A 19,201-nucleotide genomic window follows, 5' to 3' on the forward strand; every position below is an offset into this window, starting at 1 on the left:
AAAGAGGGAGAGACGACAATATGGAAATAATTTCAATTATTGAAAAAATGACTTTAGAAGAAAAAGCATCATTATGTTCTGGGAAGAATGTATGGGAAACACAAGAGATTAACAGATTAAGTATTCCATCTATAATGATGGCTGATGGACCTCATGGGTTAAGAAAACAATATGATAAGTCTGATAATTTAGGGAATGAACCTAGTTATCCTTCTACTTGTTTCCCACCAGCTGCAACTACTGCCTGTTCTTTCGATAGAAAATTAATTAAACAAATGGGAGAAGCAATTGCTTTTGAGTGTAGGTATCATGATATTGATATAATATTGGGTCCTGGAGTTAATATCAAACGTTCTCCTTTATGTGGTCGTAATTTTGAATATTTTTCTGAGGACCCCTACTTATCAGGAGAATTAGGTGCTTCCTTTGTAAGTGGCGTTCAGGAGAATGGAATAGGTGTTTCTCTTAAGCATTTTGTTGCGAATAATCAAGAAAAATTACGACAAGTAATTAGTTCAGAAATTGATGAAAGAGCATTAAGAGAGATTTATTTAACTAGTTTCGAACGAATTATGAAAGAAAAACCATATACTGTGATGTGTTCTTATAACCGAATAAACGGAGAATACGCTAGTGAAAATAAATATTTATTAAATGATATTTTGCGTGATGAATGGGGGTTTGATGGCGTTGTTGTGACAGATTGGGGTGCTTGTAATGACCGTGTATTAGGTCTTGAAAATGGACAAGATCTAGAAATGCCTACAAGTTTTGGGATAAATGATCAATTAATTATTGACGCAGTAAAAAATGGTACCTTAGATGAAAGGGTACTTAATAAAACAGTAGAAAGGCTACTAAACCTAATATATAATTGTAAAAAAAGTCAAAAAGTAATCATAAAAAAAGACCATCATTTATTAGCGAAAGAAGTAGCAGATCAATCGATGGTTCTATTAAAAAATGAAATGTCTATCTTACCAATCAAACCAAATCAATCCATTGGGATAATTGGTGAAATGGCATATATACCACGTTATCAAGGGAGTGGGAGTTCAAAAATTAATCCTATTAAATTAGAAAATGTATGTGATGTTTTATCTAAAAAAAATATAGATTTTACTTATGCTAGAGGGTATTCAATTGATAGTGATGATATAAATCATGAATTATTAATAGAAGCAATTGAAGTAGCTAAAAGTGTAGATGTTCCTATTATTTTTATCGGATTAACAGAAAAATATGAATCAGAAGGATTTGATAGAGAACATATGGACTTACCACAGGCCCATAATCATTTAGTAGAAGAAATCACAAAAATTAATCCCAATGTAGTGATTATTTTATCAGGGGGGTCTCCAGTTACAATGCCTTGGATTAATCATGTAAAAGGGATATTAAATGCTTATTTAGGTGGTGAAAGTGGCGCTTTATCAATCGTTGATATATTGTATGGTAATGTCAATCCTAGCGGGAAATTAGCAGAAACATATCCATTAAAACTAGAACATACGCCTACATTCAATTACTTTCCTGGAGGTAATAATTCTGTATACTATGTAGAAAGTATATATGTTGGTTACAGGTATTATGAAAAGAAAGAACAAGAAGTTTTATTTCCATTTGGCCATGGGTTAAGTTATACAACTTTCTCATATCAAAATCTTAGGTTAAATAAATCTGAGATATTAGAAAATAAATTATTAGAAGTTTCATTTACCATTAAAAATACAGGAATAGTAGCGGGAAAAGAAATTTGTCAATTATATGTAAGAGATATAGAGTCTTCAGTGTTTAAACCAGTGAAAGAACTTAAAGGTTTTGAAAAAATAAATTTATTAGTTGGAGAAGAAAAAAAAATCACCTTTAAATTAGATAAACGTACCTTTGCTTATTATCATATTACCCTTAAAGATTGGGTTGTAGAATCAGGTGACTATGAAATCTGTATAGGTTCTTCATCAAAAGATATTCATTTAAAAACAATTGTTAATATTAAACCTTTAGAAAAAGTTGTTTCACCCTATCAAAACATAGATTTGCATCATTATGAATCTTTAAAACATGGATTTAATAGTGAAACATATGAAATATTATTATCTAGAAAATTACCACCATTAAATAAAAAATTAAAAAGACCTTACACATTTAATTCAACACTAGGTGATGTTTCTCATACTTTTGTAGGGAGAATTATTTTATGGATGGTTAAGAAACAAATAAAAAAAATATCAAAGGATGAATCTACCCGTTTGATGAGAGAACGATCACTTATTGATTTACCATTTAGATCATTAGTTAGTTTCAGTGGTGGGACCTTTAAAAAAGAAATGGCAGATGGATTACTTGAACTAATAAATAGGAGATATATTAAAGTGTTAAGAAAATTATTAAAGCTAAGTAAAAATAAGTTGAGGAGAAAAAGGGATGAATGAGAAAATAAAGATTAAGGAAATAGCATCCTATGGATTAGCGGGAATGGGACAAAACATGGTCTATATTTTGTCTTCATCATTTCTAATGATATTTTATACGGATGTTTTTGGTATTAATGCTCGTACGGTAGGTACATTATTTTTAGTTGCTAGAGTTTGGGATGCCATAAACGATTTTATTATGGGGAGTGTTGTTGATAACACAAGAACTAGATGGGGAAAATTACGGCCTTATCTATTAATTGCACCAATCCCTATCGCAGTACTAACAATATTAACCTTTCTATTAATTAATTATACCTACTCTCTAAAAATTGTATATATATTTGTTACTTACATCTTATGGGGAATGGTATATACCATTGGAGATGTACCATATTGGGGGTTATCTGCTTCAATGAGTAGTGATACAAGTGAAAGAACTAGATTAATCACTTTTACCCGGTTTATGACGATGGTTGGTTCTGGAGCTAGTATAGTAGGGATACCTTTGTTGGTAGAAAACTTAGGAAATGGATCAGAAAAACAAGGTTATTTACTTACAGCTATTATTGTCTCTATAATCGGGTGTAGTTTATTTTCTCTAGCTTATTTTAATACTAAAGAAAGAGTGATACCACAGAAAGAAAAAGTAACATTAATCGAAAATATGAAACTGTTTTTAAAAAATACACCACTTCTCATTATTTTATTTTCAAGTATTTTGGGTTTTAGCCGATTTATGTCACAGTCAGCCGGAACCTATGTTACAAAATATAATTTGCATGATTCTGAATTATATTCTTTACTTGGTGGTGTATTAATTACTTCTGTTTTATTCGCGATTATTATAACGCCGTTATTGCTTAAATTCTTTACGAAAAGAAATCTATATATTTTGACAAGTATATTTGGTGCGATTATGTATTTCTTAATGTATTTAACTGGATATGATAGTTTAATTGATGTGTTAACTTTTGTATTTTTTAGTTCTTTATCCATGGGATTTTTCAATGTTTTACAAACCTCAATGATTGCTGATTCTGTTGATTATTTAGAATGGAAAACAGGCAAACGTGCAGAAGGATTATGTTATGCTTCCCAAACATTTTTCTTTAAATTAAGTGGTGGTTTAACGAATTTTACGATGGGTATGGTTTTGTATTATACAGGGTTTGTTAAAGATTCACCAAATCAATTACCACAAGTCTATCATGGAATATTTAGTTTAGTTTCACTTATTCCTGGTATTGGATGTATTTTGAGTATAATTCCAATGTTCTTTTATAAATATACAGATAAAGATCAGAGGTACTGGGTGGAAGAAATAAAACATCGAAAAGATAAAATGAAAGAAAAGGGGAATCAAATTGAAGAAAGCATGGTATAAAGAAGGCGTTGTTTATCAAATCTATCCTCGGAGTTTTAAAGATAGTAATGGAGATGGAATTGGAGATATTCGTGGGATTATTGAGAAGTTGGATTATTTGAAAGAATTAGGTATTTCTATTGTTTGGTTATCACCAGTCTATCAATCTCCTAATGATGATAATGGTTATGATATAAGTGATTATAGAGATATTATGGATGATTTTGGGAAATTAGATGATTGGAAAGAGATGATTAAAGGACTTCATGATAGAAATATTAAACTGGTGATGGATTTAGTTGTAAATCATACGAGTGATGAACATCCTTGGTTTATAGAAAGTAAAAAAAGTAAGGATAATCCTTTCCGTAATTACTATATTTGGCGTAAAGGTAATGGGAGAAAGAAACCGAATAATTGGACATCCTTTTTTACTGGAAGTGTATGGGAATATGATCAAACAACTGATGAATATTATATGCATTTATTCAGTAAGAAACAACCTGACTTAAATTGGGATAATCCTAAAGTTAGACATGAAGTAAAGGACATTATTAAATATTGGTTAGATTTAGGCGTTGATGGATTTAGATGTGATGTGATTAATATTATATCTAAAAAAGAAGGATTACCTGATGGAAAATTCTCTTTAGGTTTAATTGGATCTGAACATTACATGAACGGACCACATGTTCATGAGTATCTTAGAGAAATCAATAAGGGCGTTTTATCTAAATACGATTGTTTTACCGTGGGTGAAGCTGTTTTTGTTAGTACAAAAGATGCATTGTCATACGTTGATGAAAAAAGAAACGAATTAAGTATGATATTTCATTTTGATCATATGAATGTTGATAATATTTTTAAATGGTTTATTCGTCCTTTTAAATTACCTAAATTAAAAAAAGTATTATCTAAGTGGCAAAATGATATCAATGGGAAAGGGTGGAATTCCTTATACTTAGAAAATCATGATCAACCACGTATTGTATCAAGGTGGGGCGATGATAAAAAATATAGAGTTGAAAGTGCTAAAATGCTTTCTACAATGATTTATTTCCAACAAGGAACTCCCTATATTTATCAGGGACAGGAAATAGGAATGACGAATGCTTATTTTTCTGAATTATCACAATATAAAGATGTTGAAACACATAATATTTATAAACTTGGAAGAGAAAAATTACATATATCCCACAGAAGGATGATGAAGAAGTTTCAATATATGAGTAGAGATAATGCAAGAACACCAATGCAGTGGAGTGATAAAATATATGCAGGATTTTCTACAAATAAACCTTGGATTGAAGTAAACACCAATTATAAGACAATCAATGTTGAAAATGCGATAGTTGACAAATGTTCAATTTATCATTATTATAAAAAAATTATTGCCTTAAGAAAAGAGTATGAAATAATCATTTATGGAGATTATAAAGAACATGATATTAAGAATAAATACTTATATATTTATGAAAGAAATTTAAATGATGAAAAATTATTGGTAATAACAAGTTTTACTTCTAAAAAAATATTGTTTTCACTTCCAAAGTCAATTAAGTATAAAAGAGCTACTTTGTTATTATCAAATTATGAAGTTATGGATGATTTAAATAAATTCAAAACAAGACCATATGAAGCACGGGTTTATTTATTAAAATAATGTAATTATTCCAAATAATTATAAAAAAGAAATAATTCAATTGAAAATTAAATGATTTTTATTTATAATGATACTATGAAGATAGGAGTTGGATAAAATGAAAAGTATGATTACAAAAGTTGAGGAAAAAAAATATTATAAACGCATTTATTTTTTATTACCAATATATGTTGGGTTAGTGTTTTCAGTTATTATTTTTTTATTGTATAATTTGGTATCACTTGTTTTCTTAGGGACAGGTTTTGAATTAAATTGGTACTATATACTTATCGGATTTGTATTTGGATTTATAGAGGGATTATCAACTGTTTATTTCACCTTAAAATTCAATAAAAAGAAAAATACTTATTTCTCAAATTATCATAAAAAATTCAAATTGAATGTGTTTATTCCGGTTATATTTAGAAATGGTTTGTTCAATAATTCAAAGGGTGTATTATTAATAACAAAGGATACAATTGATTATAAAGTATATCAAATGTTTGAGAAAAAAACATTGTTTTTTGTACCGTATAAAGATGCAAAGTTCACCATTGAAAGACAAGAGAATAATTGGTTTAAAAAAATATTGACACTTACGAAATACTCAAATATATTAAAATTAATAACTAATGAAAAAGAATATGAATTCATCGTTCCTTGTTTAGAGGATGTTACACATCGCATTGAAAATTATCATTTATAATACTTAAAGAAGTTAGTTATCGTATTTTTATAACTAACTTTTTCTTTTTTTTGATATAATCTGATGAACTAGACTATACTAATTAATAGAAATATATTAGGAGTTATCTATGGAATCAATTCAATTTCATTATAAAATAACAGAAAAGGATTTTATCGATTATTATCAAATTCACTTCTATGAAGAAAAGTTAAAATCAGTTGTAAATAAAATTCCCTTTCTCTTCGTCCTTTCTTTTATCTTATTTTTATTAGTATTAATACAACCAACGATCGCTAATATCAGTATCATGGTTTTACTTGTTACTCTTTCTTTAACTTTATTGGTCCTAATACCGCTCTTAACTATTTGTTTCGCTAAAAAAGTATATCGAGAAAATCAACAGGTACACCATATTAATGAATATTTTATTAATCATGATAAAATTACGATTACTACGAATCATAAAACTTCAGTTTTTCAGTGGTGTGATGTAAATTCAGTATTTGAAAGTTCACGAAACATTTATTGTATCTTTAATAATTCTCAAGTATTAATTATACCCAAAAATAAAATCGATGTTAATAATCTTATTAATTCTTTACAAGAAGCACTACCACTAATAAAATATCACTTGAAAAAACATAAACAATCAATTTGATTGTTTTTTTATTTGTGTATTAGTCATAATGATTAAAGGATTCAATATATTTTAGTAATGATGATATTGGGAGGTTATGAATGATTGAATCAAATCAGTATGTGAGAGAAGTCTTCTCGATGTTAGGTAATTTGTGTATTCCAACTATAAATCATGTGATAAAAGAAGAATTAAATCACTTATTAAATGATACAGAAGAAGTTCTTGATGATAAAGATTTAACCTATTTAATTCAATTACTAATTAAATTTGATATAAATGCATTAGAAAATAAACATGATCAATTAAATATTAATTTTGTAGAAATGATCTTTGCATTATATGAAGTATGGATTAAGTATATTGAATCAGAAATAGATAATGAATTTGAAGTAAATTACCATATTGATAAACAGTTTTCAGAAAACATGAGTGAAAAATTTTTTATGTGTATATTAGATCAAAAATTTTTATCTATTTATAAGAAACTTTATGATTATGATTTCTTAAAAGAGAAGTTAATTAATACCAAAATAGAAAATAAATACATAGAGAGTAAGATTAAGGGAAGTAAGAAAAATAATTGTGAAATGCTTTTGCGTATTAAACATGTATTTAAAGTGATAAAAGATTATTTAATTCAGCTTGATGCTGATTTATACTTATTTAAATTTATAGAAGGTTATGAACAATATTGTTTGATGATTTTAGAGAGTATAAATGATATTGATCAAATAATGATAGACTGTAAAGAAAAATATATCAATATGTGTATTGAAGTGTTTGGAGAAAAAATTGAGTTATTGTATCAAGATTTAGAAAAAAGAAATATATACATAAGTATGATTAAATTGAAAGTACATATCCTAGAATTTTTAAAAATGATGGTTAAATAACAAAATTTATTATTCCTTATTTTTAGGGAATCTGAATAAATTAGTTCATTCTAAGTTTAAAAATGCCAATTGTATTTAGAAAATTGGCATTTTTTGTTGGTAATTAAAAATTTTTAAGCTATAATTAGATTAATATAAGAAAGAGAGGGATGCTAGGTGAAAAAGAGAGATAGTAGTGTTACAAAACAATTATTTTGACTGATTAGACTATTTCCTAAAAAAGGATTATTATCAATAGGAATCTTTACAACCATTTGTCTGTCAGTAATTACTGTGTTACTTTCAGTATCACTCAAAAATTTGACTGATTATGCGATAGAAAAAAATGAACTTGGATTTTTTAATGTATTATATTTTATAGTCAGTCTTGCATTAATTAACATTGTATTTAGTTATATACAAACAAAAACTATTGGATACTACACAGAATATGGACTTGCAAAATTACGAGGAAAAGTTGGGAAAAAGTTGAGTATAATTCCCTTTAGTCATTTAACTGAATCACATACAGGGGATTATGTTTCACGAGCAACGAATGATATGGCAAATGTAAAAACTTTTACGACATTGAATCTTCCCTATCTGATTAGTATTCCATTAACTGCGATAGGTGCTTTGACTTGTTTATTTATATTAAGTTGGAAGTTAACATTATTTAGTTTAGTTTTAATTCCTGTATTAATTGTTGTGTCATCTTTATTATCACTTCCTATGGGTCCTATTAGTAAAAAGATGCAAGCTACATTAGGAAAAGTCAATTCAATTGTGACTGATTTTATCAAAGGAATAGAAGTTTCAAAAGCTTATCTATTAGAAAGACCAATTAATGAAAAACATGATAAGAGTGTTTTAGAATCGGTGAAACATGCTAAAAATTTAGCCAAAAGAGAATCCATTCTTGATTCAGTTTCTTCTTTAATGAGTATTATTCCATTTGTTGTTTCCATGATTTTAGGTGGGTATTTAGCAAGTAAAGGTGAAATATCTGCAGGGGGGTTACTGGCGTTTATTGCTTTACTTAATGCAGTGACTTTTCCAATTAGTTATTTTCCAACACTTATTGGTCAATCAAAAATTCAATTAGTATCTGCTGAAAGAATATTTGAGATTATTGATGATGTAGAAGAACGAAAAACAGGAACTGATTTTAATTTTAATTTAAATAACCATAAGCGTATAATTGAATTTAGAGATGTTACGTTTACATATCCTAATCAAAATGAAACCTTATTTAAAGGGTTAAGTTTTAAAGTTGATTATGGTGAATCAGTTGCTTTTGTTGGTGCATCTGGATGCGGAAAAAGTACAATCATGAAGCTAATTCTAGGGTACTATGAAGATTATGAGGGAGAAATCTTCATTGGTGGACATGAATTAAAAGAATGGGATTTAGATGGGTTACGAAATAAGATGGCTTTAGTTAGTCAGGATACGTTTTTATTTCCTGTAACCATTGAAGAGAATATTCGTTATGGAAGTTTAGATGCTACAGATGATGAGTTGATTTATAGTACTAAACAGGCGAATGCTGATTGTTTTATAACTGGTTTTAAAAAGGGTTATTTATCTGAGGTCGGAGAATTAGGAAATAGTCTATCAGGTGGTCAAAAACAAAGATTAACAATTGCAAGAGCAATATTAAAAAACGCACCAATTTTTTTACTTGATGAAGCGACTTCAAGTTTAGATACAGAATCAGAACAACTCATTACAGAGGCGCTTGATCGATTCATGTCAGAAAAAACAAGTATTGTTGTTGCTCACCGATTACAAACAATTAAACAAGTTGATAGAATATACGTTATGCAGAATGGAAAAATTATTGAAGAAGGTAAACATGATGTGTTAATCGCAAAAAATAGTGTGTATACAAGCTTATACAAAAAACAAATGAAATCTGAAGTCGACTCTTCTTTAAAGGAGGGATTATGTGATGAATAGTACATTATTTAGATTGTTTGGATTTATGAAAAAAGCATTTTGGCCTTATTTTATTGGACTAATATTTATCGGTTTATTGACAATGGCTATTGATGTTAGTTTGGCTTTATTAATAAAAGAAATGTTTGATGTATTAGAACATAATCAAATTTTATTTAGTAAAATCCTAATACCTTTAAAACGTTATATGTGGATTGTCTTATTGATTTTAGTTATTAGACCAATATTTTATTATATTGTGAATAAATCAGCAGCAATTACAACCGGTAATATAAGAACAACACTTTTTAATAAGTTGACTAAATTGCCCTTGTTATTTTACAGAGAAAAACATAGTGGTGAAGTGATTTCACGGATGACTAATGATATTGTAGAAGCTGAAAAAGTTTATAAAACCCATTTAGTGAGATTTTTATCTTTTCTTATCGCAGGAATAGGTACAACAACTGTTGCTTTTATTATTCAATGGCGAATGGGTATTATTATGATTATAAGTGCTAGTATTACTATTTTGATTAATTTCTACTTTGCGAAAAAATTACGCTTTATAAGTCGTGATGTTCAACAAAAATTGGCAAACTTAACAAAAAGTTTAACAAATATTTTAGATGGAATGCATGTAATTCGTTGTTTTAATATACATAAAATCATACTAGGTAAATTCTATAATGATAATAAGGATGTATTAAACCGTTCAAATGATCGGGTTGATACGCAATCGATTATATCGGGATTAAATATGCTTGTTGAAATGGTTAGTTTTTTTGGAGTTGCTACATTTGGAGCTTTTCTAGTTTTAAAAGGAATTACAACAATTGGTGTAATTATCGCAACCGTTCAACTACAAAATTCGTTAGTTCAATTAATACAAGTATTATCTAGATTTATAACTAATATACAAGGTTCACTCGCTGCAGCTGATCGTATAATGGAAATTATTGATGAGGAAGAAGAACCTGAATATTATATTACTGAAGAAACCGATAAAGAGAACCTAAATTCTGCGATTTTATTTGACCAAGTGAGTTTTGGGTATGATGCAAATTTAGTATTAAAACAGTTATCTTTTATATTACCTAAAGATAAAGTGTATGCAATTGTTGGTTCTAGTGGTGGAGGGAAGAGTACAATATTTAAGTTGGCGCTTAATTTTTATCCACCATTGATGGGTAATATTGCGATTGACGGAGGATCTATTTCTCATCAATCTATTCAAAAGTTAAGACAGATGATTGCTTATGTTCCACAGGATGCCCATTTATTTACGGGAACAATTAAAGAGAATATCGCCTATGGAAGATTAGATGCTAGTTTTGAAGAAATTCAAGAAGCTGCTAAACTAGCAAATGCAGATAACTTTATTAATGAGTTTAAAGAAGGTTATCATACTCATATCGGTGAAAATGGTGCTCAGCTTTCAGGAGGACAACGTCAAAGAATTGCGATTGCACGAGCTATTTTAAAAAATGCTCCTATTTTATTATTAGATGAAGCTACATCAAGTTTAGATAGTGAATCAGAACAACTCGTTCAAGATGCATTAGATAAACTCATGAAAAACAAGTCAACGCTGATTATTGCTCACAGATTATCAACAATCGAACATGCTGATCTAATACTGGTTGTACAAGATGGTATTGTTAAAGAACAAGGGACTCATGAATCATTAATGCAAAGCGAAAAAGGAATTTATAAGATTTTGTATCAAACACAATATAACATGAGTGAAGCTACATAAAACAAAATAGAAATAAAAAAAGCATGATGATTCATGCTTTTTAATATCCAAGAGATTGAGTTTGTTCTTCAACAAATTGATTCGTATATAAACGGTAATAATAACCCTTTTGTTTGATTAATTCATCGTGGTTTCCTTGCTCAATAATTTTTCCACTTCTAATAACTAGTATCTTATCAGCACTCACTATCGTTGATAGTCTGTGAGCTATGATAAAACTAGTTCGTCCATGAAGCAATTTATTAATTGCTTTTTGAATTTTTTGTTCGGTTTCTGTATCGATAGAAGAAGTTGCCTCATCTAAAACAAAGATAGATGGGTTGGCTAATATCGCACGAGCGAAAGAGATTAATTGTTTTTGACCTGTTGATAGTCTTCCTCCACCTTCTCCAACTTGTGTATCATATCCATCTTCAAATTCTTGAATAAAATGATGAGCGTCTACAAGTTTAGCTGCTTCAATAACTTCTTCATCGGTGGCATCAAGTCGACCATAACGAATGTTTTGCATAATGGTTCCACTGAAAAGATGTGGGCTTTGTAAAACATAGCCAAGGTTTGAGTGTAACCAGCCTAAAGACCGTTTACGATAATCAACCTCATCTATAAGAATATTCCCTTCGGTTGGTTCAAAAAAGCGACAAATTAGATTGACAACAGTACTTTTACCAGCTCCTGTTTCACCAACTAAGGCAATTGTTTCACCAGCTTTTACGGTTAGATTAAAGTTTTCTAAAATGTTTTCACCATCAGGATAGGAGAAGGTAACATCTTTGAATTCAATCTTTCCTTCAATTTCTTCCCAATTTTCTTCTTTAAAGTGTAGAAAATCACCATATTGTCTGATTACTTCATCACTATCTACGATTTCAGCTTCTGTTTCTAATAATGCGATAATCCGTTCAGCAGATGCTTGTGCTTGTTGTAATTCTGCTAAAACACGAGCAAGTTGTAGGATTGGATCGAAAAATTGAGTGGAATAGGAAATGTAGAGTTGAAGGGTACCGATGGTTATAATCCCTTGAAGTACATAATTACCACCATTATAAATGGTTAATGCTGTTCCGACAAATCCTAAAACTAAAACTGCTGGAAAGAATAAAGATGAAATTACTGCAGCCTTAATGGATTTAGAACGCATAGAGGTTGTTAAATGATCAAATTCATGTAGATTTTTTTCTTCTAAAACGAGTGTTTTTGAAGTTTTAGCACCAGTAATTCCTTCATTAAAAGAACCTGTAATTTTAGAGTTTATTTTTCTAACTTCACGAAATAGTCGAAGCATCAGTTGTCTAAAGATAATACTAACAATAATAATAATTGGTGTTACAGCTAATGTGATTAGGGCAAGTTTAATATTAATGAAGAACATAACAATGATAATTGAAACCATCATCATAAAGCCCCAACTCATATCAATAAGTCCCCAAGAGATGATTTCACTTAAGCGTCTAGCATCACTTGTGAGTCTAGCCATAATCCAACCAACCGGTGTATTATTGAAATAGTTAAATGATAAGGATTGAAGTTTCTCAAAGGCAGCTTTTCTTAGACTATAGGATAACTCAACTTCAATCGTTCCTGCATGTCTGATAAATTTATAAATAAAGAATGTTTGTATTAATGCAAATATTAAGAATGCTGCTCCAAATAAATATAAGTAATTATAATTTAAAACTTCACCTTTATCAGTTACATCATATACATAATCAATGACTTCTCTTGTGATAAGAGGAAAGACAGCATCTAAAACGGCAATTAATACAACAAATACAATCCCCAATATAGCGTGTTTCTTTAGGGGTTTTAAATAAGTAAAGATCTTTTTCCAAGTCTTCAAATCTAGATTATTAGTAAAATCCTGTTCTTGAAATTTATCCATCCTATATCACCTCTTCCTTGTTTAATTTTTCCTCTAGTGTTGATTGAATACTCCAAATTTTCTTATATACTTTATCATTTTCAACTAATTCTTGATGAGATCCCATTTCAAGAATTTTCCCATCTTCTAAAACGATTATTTTATCAGCTTCCATCGCAGTTGAAATTCGATGGGTAATAATGATTTTTGTTAAGTCATTAGATCTATCAGATAATGCTTTTCTAATAGATAAATCTGTTTCTGTATCGACAGCGCTTAATGAGTCATCAAAGATAATGATTGGTAAGTTTTTAACTAACATTCTCGCAATTGCGACACGTTGTCTTTGTCCACCTGATAAGGTAACCCCACGCTCTCCAATTAAGGTTTTATAACCTTTATCAAAATGTAAGATATCTTCATGAATAGAGGCGCTTGATGCAGCTTTATAAACCGCTTCATCATCAGGATTATCTGATATGATACCAATATTTTCATATATTGTTTTTGAGAATAAGAATGGTTCTTGTAATACAATACCAATATTCTTTCTTATCCAATGTTTATCGATACTGTTAAGTTCAACACCGTCAATTTTAATAGAACCTGATGTATAATCATATAAACGAACAAGTAAATGAGCTAGTGTTGATTTACCACTTCCTGTTTTACCAATAATGGAAATGGTCTCTCCTTTTTTAATATTAAAGGAAATATCTTCTAAAGTTGGTACAGATGCATCATCAAATGTGAAACTCACATGATCAAATGTTATATCACCATTTATTTCTGGTTTTTCTAAGTCTTTTTCTTGGTATTCAGTTTCTTCATCTAAAACTTCTTGAATCCGTTTAACTGATACTGTACTTTTTCCTAATTCGACAATAATACGTGCTAATTGACGTATTGGCCATAAAATAAAGTTAATAAATCCAGAGAAAGCAACTAAATCACCAACTGTAATAAGTCCTCTTACAGCGAATAATGAACCCAATACGATTGTTGAACCGATTTGAAGCATACAAATGATATCTGAACTTGACCAATAATAAGCCATATTATTAATTATTTTTTGTACATTATTAGAGTATTTACGGTTAAATTTATTAAATCTTTCGATTTCATATTTTTCTCTTGCGAATGCTTTTACAACACGTATACCTGTTAGGTTTTCTTGTAAAGCCGTTGACATTTTACCTTCTGATTCATCTGTTTCAGTAAATACTTTCTGAATTCTTTTGAAAAAGATAAATGCAAAACTAAAGATGATTGGTACAACGATTAGAGAAATCAAAGTTAATTCCACATTAATCGCAAACATTTGAATTAGTACGAAGATAAATAAAAATACAATTCTAAATATTTCTGGAAATTGGGTACCGATAAAGCGTCTAACAGTATCAACATCCGAAGTACTTCTTTGTATTAAATCTCCTGTTTCAGCTTGCGTATGATACGAATAAGGTAAGTTTTGTATGTGATTATATAATCTTACTCGTAGTTTATAAGCAACTTTTTCAGAGAATACTGCGTTAGACCGTCCTGATAAGAACATTAAGGAAGCACGTAGTAGCTGTAAAGCAACTAAAGCAATCCCTAAATAAAGTAACTTATCTAATGGAGATTGTCCGTTATTAATAAAATTGACAAATAAATCAGGAAGTCTTGTTGGCTTATCTGCTTCAAAAACAATAATTTTATCATATGCATGTTGATAAAATAATGGAACGATTGTTAGTGTGTAAGTCACTATGATTAATGAAATGATGGAAATGAATAGATAAAAAATCTCTTCTTTAACCCAACCTAAGAGGATTTTAATATACTTCATGAGAATCACCCCTTTTAAAATTTATTATAATTAACTCAGTATATTAGTGATGTGATTTTTTTGCTTGTAAAAATAAAAAATAGGAGAAATGTCGTCCACTTCTCCTATATCATGATTAAACGCAAAAAAATAGGAATCTCTTGAGAGATTCCATAATAATAACAATGTAAATAAGGATAAACTAATTAATTATCCGAATGAAAAGAATCTCTAGTGAAGACAATGACTGTTTGATATTTAGTTTTATTTTTTGTAATAAACATATTTTTTAATTTAATCATTTTCTTCACCTCCGTTTTTTTTATTTTTTACTTCACAAGTTTACCAGTTTAATTTTTAATTGTCAATGATTTCCTTGTTTTTTTTGTAAAAAGTTAATTAATTAACTTATTTTACAACTTATGTTATTCTATTAAGTGTTAAAATGTGAAAGATATCATAATTTTTTATATAAATCAAATAATACAGATAGTATTTGTAAAAGGAGATAACATGAAAGAAATCAAAAATATATTAGATATAAATTCTATTATTCAAAAAGATTTAGTAATTATAATCGCGAAAGCTAAAAACTGTTCAGTTTGTATTCCAGTAGGAAATAGATTAGAAATGCTTTTGAAAGATTACCCAAACATTCCCATCTATCAAGTGTATATTGATGAGGTAGAGGCTTTTAGAGGAGAATTTCTTGTTTTTACAGTTCCAACTGTTCTAATCTTTTCCTCAGGTAAAGAAATATTACGTGAATCTCGTTTTGTTGCGTTTAATAAGATTAAACGTTTGTTAGATTTATATGTATCTTAAGTATATTCTAGACATGTTTTCATGTCTTTTTATATACCTGAATTGTCAATACAAATCCGACAAATAATTATGATACTTAAGCAACTGGTAGTAGTGTATCTACACCGGTTGTTTTTTTCAACACCTCTACAGGTGTTAAATAATTTAAAAACTTACGTGGAATGCTATTCCACTTATTTGCTATTAGGTTTAATTCTTCCTGGGTATAAACTGATAAATTAGTGGATTTAGGTAAATCTTTTCTTACAATACCATTGGAGTTTTCATTCAATCCTCTTTGTCCTGGAGAGCCAGGGTCACCAAAATAGATACCCGTATCTACTAAACTCTCCTGCTCAATTTCTTTCCATTTTGAGAATTCTTTTCCACGATCAAAGGTAATTGTTATAATACAGTTATTAGGTAGTTCATTGAGCCAATTACATGTTGCTAATTTCACATCTTCACTTTTTCTACTTGCCTTTAACAAGATAATGTATTTAGTTTGTTTTTCAACTAATGTTACAATTGCAGACTTACGTTTCTCGCCCACAATTGTATCGCCTTCAAAGTGTCCATATTCCTAATTACTACTAGACATAGGGTACTTTTCATTGCGCTCATGAATCGTCTTACAGACGTTTATTTTACCTCTAGTTTCGTTATGCCCTTTAGGATTTCTTTTACCTTTGCGTCTTAGTTTATTCTTGTCTATTAAATCTCTTTTAACCATGTTGTATAAAGTTTTAATTGAACATCTTTCTTCTACTTGATCTACTTTATCTCTACCAGCTATGGCATCTAGTGACCAATCAGAATCTAACCTATAATCAATTTCTTTTAGTTTTTCTTCAGATAACTTAATATGTTTTCTTCCACATCTTTTTCTATTTTTTAGGTACTGATTATAAATTTGAATTACTGTAAGTCCTTGAATAAACAACTTATAATACGTATAAACTTTATCTTTTCCTATTTGCATTCTGAGTGCACATTCTCTAGCTTTTATACCTAATCTATAATTTGCCTCTATATTTGTTAATTCATTTATGGTAATATGTTTATATGACATGTATGATACTCCTTTATTTGTTTGGCGATGAATTAAGTGTATCATACATGTCTTTTTTTGACACTTTATTTGTCTGATTTAATTATACAATTTGGGATATATAAAAAATTATTGTAGATATAGTGTTAAAAATAATGTATAATAAAATATATTTGTTTATGGGAGGTAAGTATGAAAGAGAAAATTATTGAATTACTACATGAGTTTCAAGAAACTTACGATAAAAAAGATGTAAATAATGTTGATCAGTTTATGAAGAAACTTTTTATCGATAAGGAAAATATTTCGATTTTAGGGACAAGTTTTGGTGAGTTATGTTTAGGTTATGATGAATGTAAGAAGTTATTTACAGATGATTGGGAATATTGGAGTTTTGAGCATTTAGATTTTGACCATCTTATTATTAAAGATTATGAGGATGCTGTTTTAGTTTATGCTCCTGCTTATTTTTCTTTTACTTTTAAACATAATAATTATGGAGATTATATTGATGAACTTAAAGATCAATTAAATGATTCAAAAAATCTACAAAAAGATTTAACAGAAATTAATTGGATTATAGCTCATTTTCTCCATGAAAGAGAAATAAAGGATAGAAAATATATGTTAGATTTAAGGTTATGTTTTATTTTTGTTAAAACAAACAATGAGTTTAAAGTAAAACAAATTCAATTTTCTGTCCCTGAGGATTATTCAGATACTAGATTAGCGCTACCTGAAATCAAAAGTGCTTATGAAAGTGAGATAGAAAAATATTTAGCACATAAGACTGCTGAAAACATTGAAATACAGGATGTATTAAAACCATTTAGTCATGATTTTATGAATCTTGATATTGATGAGATGATACACAAGTATTTTGATTTAGAAAATCTTCTAATATTACATGTTGATAATCAAATCGCAGAAAATTTAGAAGACTTAAAATTACTTATCAAAGATATTCGGAAAAATTGGCAGTCAATAGAGATAAATAGTGATGTGGCATATATAAAAAATAATGGAAAATGTGTCTCTATACTATCTAATGGTTTAGGAAAAAGTTATATTGATGAAGAAACTTTTTATAAAAATACTAAAGATAAAATTATTAAAATCGCTAATGGAAATCTTCATGAAAAAGAAAAATTATTTGTTATTAGAAAAGAAATTAGTACTGCAATGAGAGATGTTTCTGTTTCAAATGAATATGATTGGCCAATTCGTGTACACATGTTAATGAAAAAACATGAAAATCGTTGGTTAATTCAATATTTACAATTTTCCTATCCTTTTTACTACATATTAGAAAATAAGAATCAGTTTATGAAATTAGTTTAATATTGGATAAATACGGAGGATTTATGAATCTTGAATTAATTATTAATAATTTAAAAAGTAATTATTTTAAAAACAAAAAAATTATAAAAGTTGAACCAATTTTAAAGGGTTATTCTTTTGATAAAAAAGTATATCTAGAAGATGATAAAAATAATCAGTATGTTTTAAGAGTATCTGATTTCTCTGAATATGATAAGAAGCAAAAAGAATTTGAAGTGATGAAACAAGTTGAAAAGTTAAATGTAAAAATGAGTAAGCCACTATATATTGGAGTTAATGAAGATGAGGATGTATGTTTTCAATTAGTAAGTTATCTAAGTGGTCAGGATGCATCTGAAACATTATCACTTTATAGTGAAGATGAACAATATAATATAGGGTTTGAAGCTGGAATTGAGTTAAAAAAGATGCATAAATTAGTAGCTCCTAAAAATTATCCTGATTGGTTTTTGGTAAAAAGTAAAAAGAATAATAGATATATAAATGCTTATAAAGAATTAGGAATTTATATAAAAGGCGAAGAAAAAATCTTTAATTATATGAATGAAAATATGGATCTAATGAAAAATAGACCCAATCACTTTCAGCATGATGATTTTCATGTAGGTAATATTATTGTTGAAGATAAAAGTTATAAAGGAGTGATTGATTTTAATCGATATGATTATGGAGATCCTATTCATGATTTTTATAAAGTTCCTATGTTTAGTACTGAAATAAGTATTCCTTTTTCAGTAGGACAAATTGATGGTTATTTTAATCATCAAGTCCCAAAATCATTTTGGGAATTATATACACTTTATCTATCAATGAGTTTTATTCCTTCTATTGTCTGGTCAAAGAAATATTATCCTGAAGATTTAGAAGAGATGACAGAACGTGTTTATAGAATATATGATGAACATAAAGGATTTGAAACAATTATTCCTAATTGGTATAAATAATATATTATTAAGAACTAATATCTAACTATTATTTTTATATACACGTTTAAGTCAGTATTTACAAT

Annotated in this window: 15 protein-coding genes; 11 read left to right on the forward strand and 4 right to left on the reverse strand. The window is 28.5% G+C overall.

Annotation, left to right across the window (positions count from 1 at the left end; translation table 11 throughout):
- Positions 1-20 precede the first annotated feature (20 nt).
- The 8 genes from KHQ81_02125 to KHQ81_02160 all read left to right on the forward strand — a co-directional run bounded on the left by KHQ81_02125 (position 21) and on the right by KHQ81_02160 (position 11,325).
- The gene (locus tag KHQ81_02125) at positions 21-2,435 is read left to right on the forward strand and encodes a glycoside hydrolase family 3 C-terminal domain-containing protein (protein ID QVK18534.1); all 2,415 of its coding nucleotides are present in this window, start codon (positions 21-23) and stop codon (positions 2,433-2,435) included.
- Positions 2,428-3,804, forward strand: coding sequence for an MFS transporter (locus tag KHQ81_02130; GenBank protein ID QVK18535.1), 1,377 nt, complete (start codon positions 2,428-2,430; stop codon positions 3,802-3,804). The genes KHQ81_02125 and KHQ81_02130 overlap by 8 nt, the downstream gene beginning before the upstream one ends.
- Positions 3,785-5,446 carry an alpha-glucosidase gene (locus KHQ81_02135; protein ID QVK18536.1) on the forward strand — a complete coding sequence of 554 codons (1,662 nt, stop codon included), beginning with the start codon at positions 3,785-3,787 and terminating at the stop codon, positions 5,444-5,446. The genes KHQ81_02130 and KHQ81_02135 overlap by 20 nt, the downstream gene beginning before the upstream one ends.
- Positions 5,447-5,543: 97 nt before the next feature.
- Positions 5,544-6,131, forward strand: a complete 588-nt coding sequence (locus tag KHQ81_02140) for a hypothetical protein (GenBank protein ID QVK18537.1) — start codon at positions 5,544-5,546, stop codon at positions 6,129-6,131.
- A gap of 109 nt (positions 6,132-6,240) precedes the next feature.
- Complete coding sequence (locus KHQ81_02145; protein QVK18538.1) at positions 6,241-6,771, forward strand: YcxB family protein; 531 nt, start codon at positions 6,241-6,243, stop codon at positions 6,769-6,771.
- A gap of 80 nt (positions 6,772-6,851) precedes the next feature.
- A complete protein-coding gene (locus tag KHQ81_02150; GenBank protein ID QVK18539.1) occupies positions 6,852-7,646 on the forward strand; it encodes a hypothetical protein in 795 nt (264 codons plus the stop codon).
- A 273-nt stretch (positions 7,647-7,919) separates the two neighbouring features.
- The gene (locus tag KHQ81_02155) at positions 7,920-9,587 is read left to right on the forward strand and encodes an ABC transporter ATP-binding protein (protein ID QVK18540.1); all 1,668 of its coding nucleotides are present in this window, start codon (positions 7,920-7,922) and stop codon (positions 9,585-9,587) included.
- On the forward strand, positions 9,580-11,325 hold the full coding sequence (locus KHQ81_02160; GenBank protein ID QVK18541.1) for an ABC transporter ATP-binding protein: 1,746 nt from the start codon (positions 9,580-9,582) through the stop codon (positions 11,323-11,325). Before KHQ81_02155 ends, KHQ81_02160 begins: the two co-directional genes overlap by 8 nt.
- 40 nt (positions 11,326-11,365) lie before the next feature.
- Here KHQ81_02160 and KHQ81_02165 read toward each other — a convergent pair whose 3' ends face one another.
- Together KHQ81_02165 and KHQ81_02170 are read right to left on the reverse strand one after the other, a co-directional pair.
- Positions 11,366-13,207 carry an ABC transporter ATP-binding protein gene (locus KHQ81_02165; protein QVK18542.1) on the reverse strand — a complete coding sequence of 614 codons (1,842 nt, stop codon included), beginning with the start codon at positions 13,205-13,207 and terminating at the stop codon, positions 11,366-11,368.
- A gap of 1 nt (position 13,208) precedes the next feature.
- The gene (locus tag KHQ81_02170) at positions 13,209-15,017 is read right to left on the reverse strand and encodes an ABC transporter ATP-binding protein (protein ID QVK18543.1); all 1,809 of its coding nucleotides are present in this window, start codon (positions 15,015-15,017) and stop codon (positions 13,209-13,211) included.
- A gap of 492 nt (positions 15,018-15,509) precedes the next feature.
- On the opposite strand from KHQ81_02170, the gene KHQ81_02175 reads away from it, so the two are divergent.
- Positions 15,510-15,821: a thioredoxin family protein gene (locus KHQ81_02175; protein ID QVK18544.1), complete on the forward strand. Its 312-nt coding sequence runs from the start codon at positions 15,510-15,512 to the stop codon at positions 15,819-15,821.
- 76 nt (positions 15,822-15,897) lie between these two features.
- On the opposite strand, the gene KHQ81_02180 is transcribed toward KHQ81_02175, so the two are convergent.
- On the reverse strand, positions 15,898-16,353 hold the full coding sequence (locus KHQ81_02180; protein ID QVK18545.1) for an IS30 family transposase: 456 nt from the start codon (positions 16,351-16,353) through the stop codon (positions 15,898-15,900).
- Between the two features lie 30 nt (positions 16,354-16,383).
- Entirely contained in the window at positions 16,384-16,872 is a 489-nt protein-coding gene (locus tag KHQ81_02185) for a hypothetical protein (GenBank protein ID QVK18546.1), read from the reverse strand.
- A gap of 171 nt (positions 16,873-17,043) precedes the next feature.
- Between KHQ81_02185 and KHQ81_02190 the strand changes: the two genes are divergently transcribed.
- Complete coding sequence (locus KHQ81_02190; GenBank protein ID QVK18547.1) at positions 17,044-18,192, forward strand: hypothetical protein; 1,149 nt, start codon at positions 17,044-17,046, stop codon at positions 18,190-18,192.
- A gap of 23 nt (positions 18,193-18,215) precedes the next feature.
- Positions 18,216-19,136 (forward strand): phosphotransferase, encoded by a 921-nt coding sequence (locus tag KHQ81_02195; GenBank protein ID QVK18548.1) that lies wholly within the window; start codon positions 18,216-18,218, stop codon positions 19,134-19,136.
- Positions 19,137-19,201: the final 65 nt, after the last annotated feature.

This window comes from Mycoplasmatota bacterium (genome assembly GCA_018394295.1).
Lineage (GTDB): Bacteria > Bacillota_I > Bacilli_A > Haloplasmatales > Haloplasmataceae > JAENYC01.

Coding starts and splice junctions, on each gene's coding strand:
- KHQ81_02125 (QVK18534.1), top strand. CDS start 21: ATGGAAATAATTTCAATTATTGAAAAAATGACTTTAGAAGAAAAAGCA.
- KHQ81_02145 (QVK18538.1), top strand. CDS start 6,241: ATGGAATCAATTCAATTTCATTATAAAATAACAGAAAAGGATTTTATC.
- KHQ81_02140 (QVK18537.1), top strand. CDS start 5,544: ATGAAAAGTATGATTACAAAAGTTGAGGAAAAAAAATATTATAAACGC.
- KHQ81_02190 (QVK18547.1), top strand. CDS start 17,044: ATGAAAGAGAAAATTATTGAATTACTACATGAGTTTCAAGAAACTTAC.
- KHQ81_02130 (QVK18535.1), top strand. CDS start 2,428: ATGAATGAGAAAATAAAGATTAAGGAAATAGCATCCTATGGATTAGCG.
- KHQ81_02170 (QVK18543.1), bottom strand. CDS start 15,017: ATGAAGTATATTAAAATCCTCTTAGGTTGGGTTAAAGAAGAGATTTTT.
- KHQ81_02160 (QVK18541.1), top strand. CDS start 9,580: ATGAATAGTACATTATTTAGATTGTTTGGATTTATGAAAAAAGCATTT.
- KHQ81_02195 (QVK18548.1), top strand. CDS start 18,216: ATGAATCTTGAATTAATTATTAATAATTTAAAAAGTAATTATTTTAAA.
- KHQ81_02185 (QVK18546.1), bottom strand. CDS start 16,872: ATGTCATATAAACATATTACCATAAATGAATTAACAAATATAGAGGCA.
- KHQ81_02165 (QVK18542.1), bottom strand. CDS start 13,207: ATGGATAAATTTCAAGAACAGGATTTTACTAATAATCTAGATTTGAAG.
- KHQ81_02175 (QVK18544.1), top strand. CDS start 15,510: ATGAAAGAAATCAAAAATATATTAGATATAAATTCTATTATTCAAAAA.
- KHQ81_02150 (QVK18539.1), top strand. CDS start 6,852: ATGATTGAATCAAATCAGTATGTGAGAGAAGTCTTCTCGATGTTAGGT.